Origin of the sequence: Thalassobaculum fulvum (genome assembly GCF_014652915.1) — a bacterium.
Lineage (GTDB): Bacteria > Pseudomonadota > Alphaproteobacteria > Thalassobaculales > Thalassobaculaceae > Thalassobaculum_A > Thalassobaculum_A fulvum.
In genome coordinates this window covers 329,384-344,176 of sequence record NZ_BMZS01000005.1, presented here as the reverse complement: position 1 = coordinate 344,176, position 14,793 = coordinate 329,384, and the positions used below count along the sequence as shown (strand labels likewise).

Sequence of the window (14,793 nt, the reverse complement as noted above, 5' to 3'; positions counted from 1 at the left end):
CCATGCTGTACGAGCTCGACGGCAAACGCCCGGTCTGCGACCCGACCAAGAGCTGGGTCGCCGACTCCGCCGCGGTCATCGGCGACGTGGTGCTGGAGGAGGACGCCAGCGTCTGGTTCGGCGCCACCGTCCGCGGCGACAACGACCGCATCCACATCGGCCGTGGCAGCAACGTGCAGGACGGCTCCGTGCTGCACGTCGACCCCGGCATCCCCCTCACGATCGGTGCCGAGGTCACGATCGGTCACCTGGTCATGCTGCACGGCTGCACGATCGGCGACGGCACCCTGGTCGGCATCGGCGCGGTGGTCCTGAACGGCGCGAAGATCGGCGAGAACTGCCTGATCGGCGCCAACGCCCTGATCACCGAGGGCAAGGAGATCCCGCCGCGATCGGTGGTCATGGGCGCGCCGGGCAAGATCGTCCGCGAGGTCAGCGACGACGACCTGAAGCGCATCCGCCAGGGCGTCCGAAGCTACATCGAGCGGATGCACCTGTACCGTGACCGCCTGAAGGCCGTCTGAATCACCGGGAGACAGTTGGCCAGGCAACGACAATGAGACGATACTGAGACCCGGGAGCGCTTCCCGGTCTCCCCGGCCGTCCGGCCCAACCATAAGAAAAACCCGGCAATCTCACCCCAGGAGGAAGCCCATGCGATCCATGATGCTCTGCGCGACCGCGCTCGCCGTGTCGATGACACTGACCGCCGCCGCGCATGCCCAGACCGTTCTCCGCCTCGGCCATGTCGGCGAGGTCGGCAGCCACTTCGACGTCGCCGGCCACGAGTTCGCCAAGCGCGTCAAGGAGAAGAGCGGCGGCAAGGTCGAGGTGCAGGTGTTCCCGTCGAGCCAGCTCGGCAACGACAAGGACATGCTGCAGAAGATGAAGCTCGGCCAGGTCGACTTCTTCATCCCGTCGTCGATCATGTCGTCGGTCACGCCCGAGTTCGGCGTGTTCGACATGCCCTACATCATCAAGGACCGCGAGCACGCCGCCCGCGTCATGGCGAAGATGGGCGACAGCGTGTTCCGTCCCGCCGCCGAGGCCAAGGGCGTGAAGATCCTCGGCTTCTGGGAGAACGGCTTCCGGCAGATCACCAACAACGTCCGGCCGATCGTGAAGCCGGAGGACCTGAAGGGCGTCAAGCTGCGCACCCCGCGCGGCGAGTGGCGGGTGAAGATGTTCCAGTCGTACGGCGCCAACCCGTCGCCGATGGCGTTCTCGGAGGTGTTCACGGCGCTGAAGACCGGCGTGATGGACGGCCAGGAGAACCCGCTGATCAACGTCTGGAGCGCCAAGTTCTACGAGGTCCAGAAGTACCTTTCGATGACCGGGCACGTGTACATCCCGGCCTACCTGGTGACCTCGCCCAAGACCTTCGACAAGTGGTCGGCCGACGTCCAGAAGGTCATCGCCGAGACCGCGGTCGAGATGGAGCCGTTCGCTCGCGAGGCCGGCAAGAAGTTCGACGACGACCTGCTCGACAAGCTCAAAGCGAAGGGCATGGCCGTCAACGAGGCCGACAAGGAGGCCTTCGTGGCTGCCTCGAAGGGCATCTACGACGAGTTCGGGACCTCCGTCGAGGGCGGCAAGGCCCTGATCGACCAGATCTCTGCCCTGCGCAACTGACCGGCGGACCACCAAGCGACGACCGGCGGCCGCTCTGCGGGGCGGCCGCCGGATTCTCCCTAGCCAGCCCGCTGCCCGGAGCCCACCAACGCCATGCTCTCCCGCTGCCGAAGAACCCTCGACGTCACCCTGCAATGGATGGTCATCAGCCTGATGATCCTCCTGACCGTGATCGTCCTGCTCGCCGTGTTCTACCGAAAGTTCGGCGCCTCGCTGAGCTGGTACGACGAGGTCGCCTCGGTGATGCTCGCCTGGATCACCTACTACGGCGCCGCGCTGGCCGCGCTGCGGCGACAGCACCTTGGCTTTGACGGGTTGCTGCTGCGCCTGCCGCGCGAGGTCCGGATGGCCGCGCTGGTCGTCGCCGAGATCCTGGTCGTCGGGTTCTTCGTCCTGCTCGCCTGGGCCGGCTGGAAGGTGCTGGAGGTGGTCGGCGACGAGAACCTGATCAGCCTGCCCTGGATCTCGGTCAGCTTCACCCAGTCGGTGATCCCGATCGGTGCCGCGCTGTTCGTCATATGCGAGCTGTTGAGCCTGCCGGAGGCCTGGCGCTCGGCCCGCGCCGGCCGCTCGCTCGAGCACCCCGAAATCGCGCCGATGGAGCGCTGACCCATGATCCTCGCGCTCATGTTCTTCGCCATGCTGGCGATGATCCTCATCAACGTCCCGATCGGCATCGCACTCGCCATCGCCGCCCTGCTCGGCCAGACCGCTTTCCACGGTGTCGACAGCCTGCTGTCGCTCGGCATCGAGATGTACCGCGGCGCCACCGGGTTCGCGCTGATCTCGATCCCGATGTTCGTGCTGGCCGGCGCCATCATGAACGCCGGCGGCATCTCGCGCCGGCTGATCGCCTTCGTCTCGGCGATCATCGGGTTCGTGCGCGGCGGCCTGGCCATGGTGAACATCGGCGTGTCGCTGTTCTTCGCCGAGATCTCCGGCTCGGCGGTCGCCGACGTCGCCGCACTCGGCTCGGTGATGATCCCGGAGATGAAGAAGCGCGGCTACTCCGCGCCGTTCGCCGCCGCCGTCACCTCGTCCTCGGCCTCGCTGGCGATCATCATCCCGCCGTCGATCCCGATGATCCTGTACGCGGTGTCGGCCAACGCCTCGGTCGAGCAGCTGTTCGTCGCCGGCCTGATCCCCGGCCTCCTCGGCGGCCTCGGCCTCATGGGCGTCGCCTACATCTTCGCCCGTCGCTACGACTTCCCGGTCGAGAAGGCGTTCAACCTGCACGACCTGCGCGTCACCTTCGTCGACGCCCTGCCGGCGCTGATGCTGCCGGTGATCATCCTCGGCGGCATCTTCTCCGGGCTGGTCACCGCGACCGAGGCGGCCGGGCTGGCGGTGCTGGCCTCGGTGGTCGTCGGGCTGTGGTACCGCGACTTCGACCTCAAGCACCTGCGCGAGTCGATGCTGGACGGCGGGCTGCAGACCGCGGTGGTGATGATCCTGGTCGCCGCCTCGGTGCTCATGGGCGACCTGCTGACGGTCTCCCAGGTGCCGCAGAACCTGGCCCAGGGGCTGGTCGCGCTGACCGACAACAAGTACCTGATCCTGCTGATCCTGAACGTGTTCTTCCTGGTGATCGGGTTCTTCCTGCACTCGGCGGCGGCGATCATCCTGGTGGTGCCGATCATCGTCCCGCTGATCGAGACGGTCGGGATCAACCCGGTGCATTTCGGGCTGATCGTCACCCTGAACCTGGCGATCGGCCAGCAGACCCCGCCGGTCGCCAGCGTGCTGATCACCTCGTGCTCGATCGCCCGGGCCGACATCTGGGAGACCACCAAGGTCAACATCCACTTCATCGGCGTCCTGCTGGCGGTGCTGCTGATCTGCACCTACGTGCCGGCGGTCCCGATGTTCCTGGTCGACCTGATCTACGGCGGTTGACCCGCGAGGACGACCGTGACCGGCCCGGGCGGCGGCGACGTCGCCCGGGTTCGTCGTTCCGCCCCGGTCTCTTGCCGAGCGCCCTGCCGCGCGCATTTCCGATGATCGGTCTTGCAGCATTCGACGGGTCTTCCGGCCCGGCGCGTTCCGCACAATCGGACCCATGGCCGCGACCGACAGCGAGTTCGCCATGGATCTGCTCCCGACTTTCGCCTCCATCGCCCTGGTCAACCTCGTCGCCTGGATCACCCCCGGCCCGAACATGATCGCGGTGATGAGCGCATCGCTGTCCCGGGGCCGGCGGGCAGGCCTGCTCACCGGGCTCGGCCTGTCTGCCGGTGCGACCGTCTGGGCCGGACTCGCCATGGTCGGGGTGGCGTCGCTGTTCGACCTGTTCCCGCACGCGGTGCTCGCGCTTCGCATGGCGGGCGCCGGCTACCTCGTCTGGCTGGGATTGAAGTCGCTGCGCGCGGCGCTCGGACCCGGGCCGGGGGGACACGCGGCCCCGGCGGCGCCGGCCCGCGCCGGGTCGGCCTTCCGAACCGGCCTGCTGGTGAGCCTGACCAATCCGAAGGCCGCCCTGTTCTTCGGATCGGTGCTGACGGCCTTCGTTCCGGCCGAGGCGACCGACGGCGTGCTGGCCGCCGTCGTCCTGCTGTGCTCGGTCCTCGCGGTCGCGTGCCACAGTATCACCGCAACCGTGTTCTCGACCGACTGCGCCGTCCGGTTTTTCCGGCGGGCACGGCGATCGATCGGCATGCTCTTCGGACTGACCTTCCTCGGGCTCGGGCTGGCGGTCGCCTGCGACTCGGTCCGCCGCCCGTGACCCTCCGACCGTGACCCTCCGACCGTGACCCTCCGACCGTGACCCTCCGACCGTGACCCTCCGACCGTGACCCTCCGACCGGGGCGACCCCACCGGCGCACCTTGCGCTTCCGGCCCCCGCCCCCAAAATCCCCGGTGACATGCCCGCAGCGAGGAGGCCCCGATGTCCCCGACAGCCATCGCCAACCCCGCCCCCGGCTTCGCCCGGAAGCCCGATCACGTGGTCGCGTTCCGGCCGGCCGGCGAGCGCGTGACCGTCAGGCTCGGCGGCGAGGTGATCGCCGAGTCCGACAAGGCGGTGCTGTGCGAGGAGACCGGCCACGGCCCGGTCTACTACGTGCCGATGACCGATACCCGGGCCCACCTGTTCCGCCCGACCGCGACCCGCAGCTACTGCCCGTTCAAGGGCGAGGCCAGCTACTGGTCGGTGACCGCCGGCGGCGTCGAGGGCCGCGACGTGGCGTGGTCCTACGACCTGCCCTACGACGAGGCGATGCCGATCCGCGGCCACGTGGCGTTCTACCCGAACCGGGTCGAGTCGATCGACGTCGACTGATTTCCGGCCGCGCGGCGCGGCGCCGAATCGCTAGACTGCCGGCATGGACGGCAGCCTTCCCGACACGTCCCTGCCCCCGGCGTTCCAGGACTGGTTCGCCGCCAAGGGCTGGGCCCCGCACCCGCACCAGCTGGAGATGCTGGCTGCGGCGCGTGCCGGCCGCTCGGCCCTGCTGATCGCCCCGACCGGCGGCGGCAAGACCCTGGCCGGGTTCCTGGCCAGCCTGGTCGACCTCGCCGAGACTCCGCGCGACGGCCTGCACACCCTCTACGTCTCGCCGCTGAAGGCGCTGGCGGTCGACATCCACCGCAACCTGACGGTGCCGATCGAGGAGATGGGCCTGGCCGTCACCGCCGAGACCCGCACCGGCGACACCCCGCAGGGCAAGCGCCAGCGCCAGCGCCAGCGGCCGCCGAACCTGCTGCTGACCACGCCGGAGAGCCTGGCGCTGCTGATCTCCTACCCGGACGCGAGCCAAGTGTTCGAGGGCCTGCGCTGCGTGGTGATCGACGAGCTGCACGCGCTCGCCGGCACCAAGCGCGGCGAACTGCTGGCGCTCGGCCTGGCTCGGCTCTCCGGCCTCGCACCGCAGGCCCGGCGGGTCGGGCTGTCGGCGACGGTCGCCTACCCGGCGGCGCTGGAGGCGTTCCTGGCGCGCTCCGGGCAGGCCTCTTCCGGCGACGTCGCGGTGGTCCGAGGCGGGGAAGCGGCCCGCGCTGAGGTCAAGATCCTGATGCCGGACGGCCGGCTGCCATGGTCCGGGCACATGGGGCTGCACGCGGTCGAGCGGATCTACACCGCCATCAAGGCACACCGAACCACCATCGTGTTCGTCAACACAAGGGCGCAGTCCGAGCTGATCTTCCAGGCGCTGTGGCACGCCAACGAGGACCACTTGGCCATCGCCCTGCACCACGGCTCGCTGGCGGCCGAGCAGCGCCGCAAGGTCGAGGCGATGATGAGCCGCGGCGCCCTGCGCGCCGTGGTCGCCACCTCCTCGCTCGACCTCGGCATCGACTGGGCCGCCGTCGACCTCGTCATCCAGGTCGGCGCGCCGAAGGGCGCCTCGCGGCTGCTGCAGCGGATCGGCCGCGCCAATCACCGCCTCGACGAGCCGAGCCGCGCCCTGCTGGTGCCGGCCAACCGCTTCGAGGTGCTGGAGTGCAAGGCGGCGCTGGACGCCGTGCGCGCCGGCGACCTCGACGGCGACGCGCCGCGGCCCGGCGGGCTCGACGTGCTGGCCCAGCACGTGCTCGGCACCGCCTGCGCCGATCCGCTCGACCCGGACGAGCTGTACGCCGAGGTGGTGACCGCCGCACCCTACGCCGACCTCGACCGTGAAACCTTCGACGAGGTCGTGGAGTTCGTGCGCTCCGGCGGCTACGCGCTGTCGGCCTACGAGCGCTGGCAGCGGCTGCGGCCGACCGACGACGGCCGCCTGCGCATCGCCCACCCGCGGGTCGCCCAGTCCTACCGAATGAACGTCGGCACCATCGTCGAGGCCGAGGTGCTGAAGGTGCGGCTGTCGCGCAGCCGCATCCTCGGCGAGATCGAGGAGTTCTTCGTGCAGGGCCTCAGGCCCGGCGACACCTTCATGTTCGCCGGCCGGCTGCTGACCTTCCAGGGCATCCGCGAGCGCTTCGTCGAGGCCACGCCCGGCGGCCAGGGCGAGCCGGCGGTGCCGGTCTACGGCGGCGGCCGGCTGCCGCTGACCACCCGGCTCGCCACCCGGGTGCGGGCGATCCTGGAGGATCCGGACGCCTGGGCCACCCTACCCGGCCCGGTCGAGGAATGGCTGGAGCTGCAGCGCTGGCGCTCGGTGCTGCCGCGGGCCGACACCCTGCTGATCGAGAGCTTCCCGCGGGCCGAGCGCCAGTACCTGGTGGCCTACACCTTCGAGGGCCGCAACGCCCACCAGACCCTGGGCATGCTGCTGACCCGGCGGATGGAGCGCATGGGCCTCGGCCCGCTCGGCTTCGTCGCCACCGACTACGTGATCGCGGTGTGGTCGGTGCGCCCTTGCGAGGACATGGACGCGCTGTTCGACCAGGGCATGCTGGGCGACGACCTCGAGGAGTGGATGGCGGAGTCCAGCCTGCTGAAGCGCACCTTCCGCAACGTCGCGGTGATCGCCGGGCTGATCGAGCGCAAGCTGCCCGGCCACGAGAAGACCGGCCGGCAGGTCAGCTTCAACGCCGACCTGATCTACGACGTGCTGCGCCGCCACCAGCCGGATCACATCCTGCTGCGCGCCACCCGCGAGGACGCCGCCCGCGGCCTGACCGACATCTCCCGCCTGGCCGGGCTGCTGACCCGGGTGCAGGGCCGGATCGTGCACCGCCGCCTCGACCGCGTGTCGCCGCTGGCGGTGCCGGTGCTGCTGGAGATCGGCCGCGAGCAGGTCGCCGGCGGCGCCGTCGACATCCTGATGGACGAGCTGACCGAGGAGCTGGTGGCGGAAGCGACGGGCGGGGCGATGCAGGGGAGCCTGCCGGTGTGAACGGATGTGTCGTCAGAGCTACGCGGCGATGTAGCGCTCGATCTCCCTAACCCTAGCAGTCAAGACTTCGGGACCGGTCACTGCCTTGGCGTACCCGACGATCAGGCCGACCGCGAGGCTGGTCGGCGTGTCGATCGCAGCGCTCCCGGTCGCATAGCCGGCGACCGTCCGCTTCGAGACGTTGAGCAGACCGGCGACGTCGTCCTGCTTGAGGTGGCGGGTCGCCATCCAACGCCGGAAGAAGCTGGTGCGCAGCCGAGGACCCTTCTGGCTTTCGATCAGCTCGCGGAGCTGCTCCGGGCTCACTTCCAGGTCCGGGCCGTCGCCCCAGACGAGACCGTTGCCATACTCGTCGACAGCCACCTGCCGGAACCGCTCCAGATCCCGTAGCGGCCGGAGGATCTTGTACCGGAACACCAGCGGCGCGAGGTCGACCTCCTCGGTCCGGCCGTCCCGCCACGTGACCGAGAGCAGGTACTCCGGCCCGAGGTATTCGACGCTCCAGACGAACTCGAACGGCTCTTCAGGTCGCGCTTCAGTCATCCTCACGCTCCACGATCCGGTTCCATTCGGCCAACAGCCGGGACCGGTTCTCAAGGACCCATGCCAGACTCTCGGCCAGGGCTCGCACCGACGCCTCGCTGCCCTTGAGGACTTGGCCGGTTGCGATCTCGGCGACGATCTTGTGCTCCGCTGAAACAAGGTGAACGTGTGGCGGCGCATGGTCGTTGGCGAAGATCTGGACCTTCCAGCCTTGCTGCCTGTGAACCGTCGGCATCGCATGATTATATAGTGTAAAATTTGCACTATCAACCCGAGGGGCGCGGCAATACCCTCACCCCGCCGCCGCCCCGCACACTGCCTCCAGGAACTCCAGGAACACCCGCAGCCGGGCCGATATCAGTCGACGCGACGGGAACACGGCCGACAGGGTCGCCGCCGACATCTCGAACTGGACGTGCGGGAACACCTCGACCAGCTCGCCGCGGCGCAGGTGCTGGGTGCAGTAGCGGTCCGGCAGGAACGAGATCCCGGCCCCGCGCAGCACCGCCTCGCGCACGGTCACCGGGTCGTTGGCCCGCATCACGCCGCTCGCGAGAGACAGGACGGCCGGCTCGCCGTCCACCCGCACCGGCAGGCGCGGCAGCGCGTAGCGGGTCTCGCAGATCGCGATGTGCGCCAGCAGGTCGTCGACGGTCTCGCCGATCTCGGTCTGGGCCAGGTAACCGGGGCTGGCGATCCAGACCAGTCGGCCGGCCAGCAGAACCTTCTGGGTCAGCTCGGAATCCGGCTGCGCCCCGACCACGATGGCGATGTCGAGCTGGTCGCGCAGCACGTCGACCGGCTGACCGGTCACGACCAGGTCGAGCTCGACCCTGGGATAGCGCCGGCGGAACTCGTGCAGCCGGGGTGCCAGGATCTCCTGGCTGAACGCCGCCGGCAGCGCCACCGTCAGACGGCCGGTCGGCGTGGCGGTCAGCCCGGCCATCAGGGCGTCGGCCTCGTCGACCTGCTCCATGATCAGCAGGCAGTGCCGGTAGAAGGTCTCGCCCTCGCCGGTCAGCCGCATCCGCCGGGTGTTGCGGTCGAGCAGCCGGACGCCGAGGTCCTGTTCCAGCCGGCTGATCGCGGTGCTGACCGTCGACTTCGGCATGCCCAGCGCCTCGGCCGCGGCGCTGATGCCGGCGTGCTCGACCACCGCGCGGAACACCGGCACGTCGTCGATCTTCCACTTCATGGGGCACCCATTGTTCAATTATCTGAACACAGCGTTAGCACAACGCCGATTGTATCGTCACGCGAACCGGCTACCGTCAGTGGAGGCTGGGTGGTGCGGCGTCCGGGTCCGGAGGGTCGTCGGCGCGCCGCCACGGCCGCCCGACAAGAACCCGGAGGAGACACGGACATGGCCCGGATCATCGGCGGCATCGGCGCCTCGCACTCCCCGACCATCGGCTTCGCGCTCGACACCAAGAAGCAGGACGACCCGGCCTGGAAGCCGATCTTCGAAGGCTTCGCGGTGGTGCGCGACTGGGTGAAGCGCAACGACATCGACGTGCTGTTCATGATCTACAACGATCACATCACGTCGTTCTTCTTCGACCACTACTCGGCCTTCGCGCTCGGCGTCGACGACACCTACGCCCCGGCGGACGAGGGCGGCGGCCCGCGCAAGGTCCCGCCGGCCCGCGGCCATGCCGCACTCGCCCGGCACATCGGCCGGGCGCTGGTCGCCGACGAGTTCGACATGGCGTTCTTTCAAGGCAAGCCGCTCGACCACGGCTGCCTGTCGCCGCTGTCGATGATGGGCGACGAGACCGGCCCGTGGCCCGGCAGCATCGTGCCGCTGCAGGTCGGCGTGCTGCAGATGCCGATCCCGAGCGCCCGGCGCTGCTACAAGCTGGGCCAATCGCTGCGCAAGGCGATCCAGAGCTTCCCCGAGGACCTGAGGGTCGCGGTCATGGCCACCGGCGGGTTGTCGCACCAGGTCCACGGCGAGCGCGCCGGGTTCCTCAACGAGGCCTGGGACCAGGAGTTCCTGGGCCTGCTGGAGACCGCGCCCGAGAAGCTGGTCGAGAAGCGGCTGGCCGAATACGCCACCCTCGGCGGCATGGAGGGGTCCGAGGTCATCATGTGGCTGATCATGCGCGGCGCCCTGTCGGACACGGTCACCAAGGTGCATTCGGCGACCTACGCGCCGTCGGTCGCCAACATCGCGACCGTGGTGTTCGAGGACCAGGGCGACCAGCCGTCCGAGCAGGCGCTCGAGGCGTACCGCGCCCATATCGGCTACCAGATGGCCGGGGCCGAGGCGCTGAAGGGCACCTATCCGTTCACCCTGGAGCGCAGCCTGGACAACTTCCGGATCAACGACTTCCTGCACCGGCTGGTCGAGCCGGCGCACCGCGAGCGGTTCCTGAACGACTTCGCCGCCCTGGCCGACGAGTACGCGCTGACGGCGGAGGAGCGCGACCTGATCGAGGGCCGCAAGTGGATCGAGATGATCCGCCGCGGCGTCAGCTTCTTCGTGCTGGAGAAGATGGCCGCGGTGATCGGCGTGTCCAACCCGCAGGTCTACGCCAGCATGCGCGGCGAGACCCTCGAGGAGTTCATGAAGACCCGCAAGGTGGCGATCCAGTACTCGGTCGCCGGCGGCGCCAAGGCGGAGCAGATCGACAGGCGCTGACGGGCTCGGCGAGACCCGGGGCCGCCACCGCCTTGCGGCCGGGCGCGGGGAACGGTCACTATCGTCCGATACACCCGCAGCGCCCAGGAGCCGAGACCCGCATGCCCCAACCGATCCGCCTCGGCATGATCACGCCGTCGTCGAACACCGTGCTGGAACCGATGACGGCGGCTCTGCTGGCCGGCACGCCGCACATCTCGTCGCATTCGGCGCGCATCCGGGTGACCTCGATCTCGATGGGCGGCGGCTCGGTCGCGCAGTTCGACACCTCGCCGATGCGCGAGGCCGCCGGGCTGCTGGCCGACGCCAGGGTCGGGTCGATCTGCTGGAACGGCACCTCGGCCGGCTGGCTCGGCCCCGACCGCGACCGGCGGATCCTCGGCGACATCACCGCCGAGACCGGGATCCCGGCGACCTCGGCGGTGCTGGATACGCTGGAGGCGCTGCGGCTGCTCGATGTCCCGGGCTTCGGGCTGGTGACGCCCTACGTCGCCGACGTGCAGGAACGGGTGCGGGAGAACTTCGAGGCCGCCGGCTTCGCCTGCGTCGCCGACCGGCGGCTCGACATCACCGACAACTTCGCCTTCGCTGAGGTGCCGGAGGCGACCATCGAAGGCATGATCCGCGAGGTCGCCCAGGAAGGTGCGCCGGCGGTGGTGGTGCTGTGCACCAACCTGCGGGGCGCGCGGCTGGCCGAGCGGCTCGAGGCCGAGCTCGGCATCACGCTGCTGGACAGCGTGTCGGTGGCGCTGTGGGGCGCGATCCGGGCCGCCGGCGGGGCCCCGTCGGCGATCCGCGGCTGGGGCCGGCTGTTCGGACTCGGGTGATCGGCGGCGCGCTCAGCCGCCGGCCACGCGCCCGGCGAGCCAGACGTAGAACGGCAGCCCGACCGTCAGGTTGAACGGAAAGGTTATGCCGAGGGACAGCGTCAGGTAGACGGCCGGCCTCGCCTCCGGCAGCGCGACCCGCAACGCCGCCGGCACGGCGATGTACGACGCGCTGGCCGCGAGGGTGATCATCAGCGCGGCACTGCCCTGCCCGAGGCCGACCAGCCAGGCTGCGAGCGTGCCGAACAGCGCCCCGACCACCGGCAGCACGAAACCCGACGCCAGGGTCCGCGGCCCGAGTTCCCGCGTCGCCGAGCGCAGCCCTTCGCCGGCCTTCAGCCCCATTTCCAGGAGGAAGACGCACAGCACGCCGAGGAACGGATCCACGATCAGCGGCGCCACCTTCTCCATGCCCGGCTTGCCGGTGACCGCCCCGATCGCGAACGCCCCGAGCAGCAGAACGATGGAGCCGTTGACCGCGACCTCGCGCACCAGCGATCCGGTGGCGGCGCGCGTGGCGGTGCCGCTCCAGGCAGCCAGCAGCAGGGCGGTCAGGATGGCCGGGGCCTCCATGGCGGCGGCGACCGCCACCATCCAGCCGTCGGCCCCGATCCCCATCTCCCGGATGACTTCGGTGGCGGCGACGAAGGTGACGACGCTGATCGACCCGTAGTGGCCGGCGACCGCCGCCGCGTCGACCGCCGGCAGCCGGGTCACCGCACGCAGCCAGCCGAAGGCGACCACCGGCAGCAGGAAACTGAGGGCGATTCCGGCCGCGATCGCCGCCAGCAGGGTCTGGCCGACCCCCGCCTCGGCGACCGCAGCGCCGCCCTTCATGCCGATCGCGATCAGCAGGTAAAGCGACAGCGCCTTGGCGATGGCGTCCGGGATCGTCAGGTCCGACCGCACCAGCTGCGCGAACAGGCCGAGCAGGAAGAACAGCACCGGCGGCGACAGCAGGTTGGACAGCGCCAGATCGATCGGAGACATGCGTACCTCGCTGAAAGCCCGTCGGAAAGATGGCCGCCGGAACGCAAACGTCCAGCCCCGATCCTACCGACGGCCGTCTACGTCCCGACCAGCCGGCGTTCAAGCGGCCAGCGCGGCGCCGCCGGCACGCCCGGCCCGAAGCCGAGCCGCCCGAGCATCTGTACCGCCTGTCCGAGCTCGGCCAGCAGCTCGTGCGCCCGGCGCCGGTGCATCGACAGCTCGCGGTACTCCTGCAGGGTCTGGCTGACCGGGTGCAGCCCGAGGCCGAGGGCGGTCGCCGCCAGGTTCAACCGCAGCCAGCGCCGCCCGGCCTCGATCTGGTCCAGGCGGGTGTTGTCCGGGGTGACGATCACGGCGAAGGCCGGGGTCGCCCACAGAACCCGCTCCTGCAGCCGCATCATCGCGTCGAACGCCGCCGAGTCCCGGTCCAGCAGGGCGGCCCGGTCGAGCGCGCCGAGGCTCATCAGCCCTTCCAGGAGACCGCCGCCGACCGCGATCCCGTCGGGCTCGGCTTCGATCTCGGCCTTGCCGAACCGCATCAGCCCGACATTCTCCCGCAACGTGCGCGGGGTGCGGGCCTCGACCTGCCAGGCCGTCCAGCTCAACCCCTTGAGGCTCTCCACCAGGTCCGGTTCGACGACGATGCGGGCGTGCTCGGAAAGCTGCCTCACCATCTCGGCCGGCAGCGGCCTGTCCTCGTAGGGTTCCTTGCACGAGCGCCGCGCCAGAACCTGCCGGAACAGCGGGTCGGGCGTCCCGCCGGGTCCGAGATGCGCGATCGCGACCGGGCCATCGTCGCCGTCCGGCAGCAGGTCCAGGGTCACGGCATGGCCGTCCTCGGCCGCCGCCATGACCAGCAGTTCCAGGAAGCAGCCCATGGCGATGGTGAGCTGGCGGCCGTACGGATCGGTCTCCGGCAGCCGCCGGTCCGGATCGCGCAGGATGCCGATCCGACCCGGCTGCCGGAGGTCGGCCAGCCACGGCTGAAGGTTGTGCGGGCTCGGCGCCAGGATCGCATAGGACAGGGCTCGCCGCCGGGGCTCGTCGTAGCCGCCGGCGTGACGCCACGGCTCGAGCGCCGCCGCCGGCCGCCGCGTGCGGTCGTAGTGGTAGCCGCCGACGGCAGCGCCGGCCGCCAGCACGACCCCGCCGCCGACCAGCGCCAGGGCCTTCCGCCGGGACATCCGCCTGCGTCTCATCCTACCCCGCCGGTTGCACGCCTGATCTCTAAGTAGGACGGCCCGGGCGCGGCGTCGAGGCGCCGCCGGGCGTTGCACGATCCGGCTCCGCCCCGACCCGGTCGAGCCAGCCCAGCAGGCGCCGCCGCAGGAACGGGATGTCGAGAGCCGCGACGGCTCCGCCCAGCGGCAGCATCCAGAATCCGAGAACCGGCAGGAACCCGAACAAGCCGCCGATCATCAGCAGGAATCCGGCCGCCGTCCGGACGCCCGGCGGCAGGGTATCGTCCGCCCACCGCACGCCGTCGCGAATGACCGTCATCGGCCGGCGACCCGCGATCTTCATGGCCAGGTCCTTCACCGCAGCAAGCATCGCCGTCGGCAGCGTGGTGCCTGCCGAGGGTGCTCCGCAAGCCCGTTGACCTTTCGAACGCCGCGAATACGGTCGCACCATGACGTCCCCGATCCTGCATCTCAACGGCGCCGAACTGCATGCCGATCCCCTCGGCGTCCTGCTGTGGCCGGCGCGGCGCACCCTGGTGGTCGCCGACCTGCACCTGGAGAAGGGCTCCGGCTTCGCGCGCCGCGGCGTGCTGCTGCCGCCCTACGACAGCGCCGCGACCCTGGCGCGCCTGGCCACCGCCATCGAGGCGCATCGGCCGGAGCGCGTGATCTGCCTCGGCGACAGCTTCCACGATGCCGGCGCCGGCGACCGGCTGGGCGAGGCCGAGCGCGACCGGCTGGCCGCCCTGACCCGCGATGTCGACTGGATCTGGATCGCCGGCAACCACGACCCCGAGCCGCCCGCCGACTGGGGCGGCCGGGTGCTGCCGGACCTGATCGACGGGCCGCTGGTGTTCCGGCACGCGGCGACCGCCGGGCCGGTGCACGGCGAGGTCTCCGCCCACTACCACCCGAAGGCCCGGGTCAAGCTGCGGGCCCGCAACCTGACGGGGCGCTGCTTCGCGACCGACGGCAGGCGGCTGATCCTGCCGTCGTTCGGCGCCTACACCGGCGGGCTGGACGTGCTGAGCCCGGATCTCCGCCGGCTGTTCCAGCGCCGGTTCGAGGTCCTGCTGCTGGCGTCCGAGCGGCTGCTGCGGGTGCCGAACGACCGGCTGGTGCCGCCGGTCCCGGACCTGACCCGGGCCGAGCTCCGCGCCCGCGGGTGATCCGGTCGCCGACCGCGGCCGTAGACGCC

General features: G+C 70.4%; 16 protein-coding genes. 10 read left to right on the top strand and 6 right to left on the bottom strand.

What is annotated here, in order from left to right; all coding sequences use genetic code 11:
* Window positions 1-2: 2 nt before the first annotated feature.
* From IE246_RS13290 to IE246_RS13260, 7 genes are all read left to right on the top strand, one after another.
* Window positions 3-524, top strand: coding sequence for a gamma carbonic anhydrase family protein (locus tag IE246_RS13290; protein WP_189990315.1), 522 nt, complete (start codon window positions 3-5; stop codon window positions 522-524).
* A 130-nt stretch (window positions 525-654) separates the two neighbouring features.
* Window positions 655-1,632, top strand: a complete 978-nt coding sequence (locus IE246_RS13285; protein ID WP_189990313.1) for a TRAP transporter substrate-binding protein — start codon at window positions 655-657, stop codon at window positions 1,630-1,632.
* Window positions 1,633-1,725: 93 nt separating this feature from the next.
* Window positions 1,726-2,241: a TRAP transporter small permease gene (locus tag IE246_RS13280; protein WP_189990311.1), complete on the top strand. Its 516-nt coding sequence runs from the start codon at window positions 1,726-1,728 to the stop codon at window positions 2,239-2,241.
* A gap of 3 nt (window positions 2,242-2,244) precedes the next feature.
* A complete protein-coding gene (locus IE246_RS13275) occupies window positions 2,245-3,528 on the top strand; it encodes a TRAP transporter large permease (protein ID WP_189990309.1) in 1,284 nt (427 codons plus the stop codon).
* A gap of 163 nt (window positions 3,529-3,691) precedes the next feature.
* Window positions 3,692-4,354 (top strand): LysE family translocator, encoded by a 663-nt coding sequence (locus IE246_RS13270; protein ID WP_189990307.1) that lies wholly within the window; start codon window positions 3,692-3,694, stop codon window positions 4,352-4,354.
* A gap of 163 nt (window positions 4,355-4,517) precedes the next feature.
* Entirely contained in the window at window positions 4,518-4,910 is a 393-nt protein-coding gene (locus IE246_RS13265) for a DUF427 domain-containing protein (protein WP_189990305.1), read from the top strand.
* 43 nt (window positions 4,911-4,953) lie between these two features.
* Window positions 4,954-7,410: a ligase-associated DNA damage response DEXH box helicase gene (locus tag IE246_RS13260; protein ID WP_189990303.1), complete on the top strand. Its 2,457-nt coding sequence runs from the start codon at window positions 4,954-4,956 to the stop codon at window positions 7,408-7,410.
* Between the two features lie 18 nt (window positions 7,411-7,428).
* Here IE246_RS13260 and IE246_RS13255 read toward each other — a convergent pair whose 3' ends face one another.
* Genes IE246_RS13255 through IE246_RS13245 form a run of 3 tightly spaced genes read right to left on the bottom strand, consistent with a single transcriptional unit; the run spans window position 7,429 to window position 9,148 of the window.
* Window positions 7,429-7,953 carry a DUF2442 domain-containing protein gene (locus IE246_RS13255; RefSeq protein WP_189990302.1) on the bottom strand — a complete coding sequence of 175 codons (525 nt, stop codon included), beginning with the start codon at window positions 7,951-7,953 and terminating at the stop codon, window positions 7,429-7,431.
* On the bottom strand, window positions 7,946-8,188 hold the full coding sequence (locus IE246_RS13250) for a DUF4160 domain-containing protein (RefSeq protein WP_189990300.1): 243 nt from the start codon (window positions 8,186-8,188) through the stop codon (window positions 7,946-7,948). The genes IE246_RS13255 and IE246_RS13250 overlap by 8 nt, the downstream gene beginning before the upstream one ends.
* Before the next feature lie 57 nt (window positions 8,189-8,245).
* A complete protein-coding gene (locus IE246_RS13245; RefSeq protein WP_189990298.1) occupies window positions 8,246-9,148 on the bottom strand; it encodes a LysR family transcriptional regulator in 903 nt (300 codons plus the stop codon).
* A 168-nt stretch (window positions 9,149-9,316) separates the two neighbouring features.
* Here IE246_RS13245 and IE246_RS13240 point away from each other — a divergent pair, with 168 nt between their 5' ends.
* Window positions 9,317-10,597: a gallate dioxygenase gene (locus IE246_RS13240; RefSeq protein ID WP_189990296.1), complete on the top strand. Its 1,281-nt coding sequence runs from the start codon at window positions 9,317-9,319 to the stop codon at window positions 10,595-10,597.
* 101 nt (window positions 10,598-10,698) lie between these two features.
* Window positions 10,699-11,424 (top strand): maleate cis-trans isomerase family protein, encoded by a 726-nt coding sequence (locus IE246_RS13235; RefSeq protein ID WP_189990294.1) that lies wholly within the window; start codon window positions 10,699-10,701, stop codon window positions 11,422-11,424.
* Between the two features lie 12 nt (window positions 11,425-11,436).
* Here IE246_RS13235 and IE246_RS13230 read toward each other — a convergent pair whose 3' ends face one another.
* From IE246_RS13230 to IE246_RS13220, 3 genes are all read right to left on the bottom strand, one after another.
* Entirely contained in the window at window positions 11,437-12,414 is a 978-nt protein-coding gene (locus IE246_RS13230) for a sodium-dependent bicarbonate transport family permease (RefSeq protein WP_189990292.1), read from the bottom strand.
* Between the two features lie 77 nt (window positions 12,415-12,491).
* Window positions 12,492-13,598 carry an Acg family FMN-binding oxidoreductase gene (locus IE246_RS13225; RefSeq protein ID WP_189990290.1) on the bottom strand — a complete coding sequence of 369 codons (1,107 nt, stop codon included), beginning with the start codon at window positions 13,596-13,598 and terminating at the stop codon, window positions 12,492-12,494.
* Window positions 13,599-13,641: 43 nt separating this feature from the next.
* Window positions 13,642-13,938 carry a hypothetical protein gene (locus IE246_RS13220; protein ID WP_189990288.1) on the bottom strand — a complete coding sequence of 99 codons (297 nt, stop codon included), beginning with the start codon at window positions 13,936-13,938 and terminating at the stop codon, window positions 13,642-13,644.
* A 106-nt stretch (window positions 13,939-14,044) separates the two neighbouring features.
* Between IE246_RS13220 and pdeM the strand changes: the two genes are divergently transcribed.
* Window positions 14,045-14,764, top strand: coding sequence for a ligase-associated DNA damage response endonuclease PdeM (gene pdeM / locus IE246_RS13215; protein WP_189990286.1), 720 nt, complete (start codon window positions 14,045-14,047; stop codon window positions 14,762-14,764).
* The last annotated feature ends 29 nt before the right edge of the window (window positions 14,765-14,793 follow it).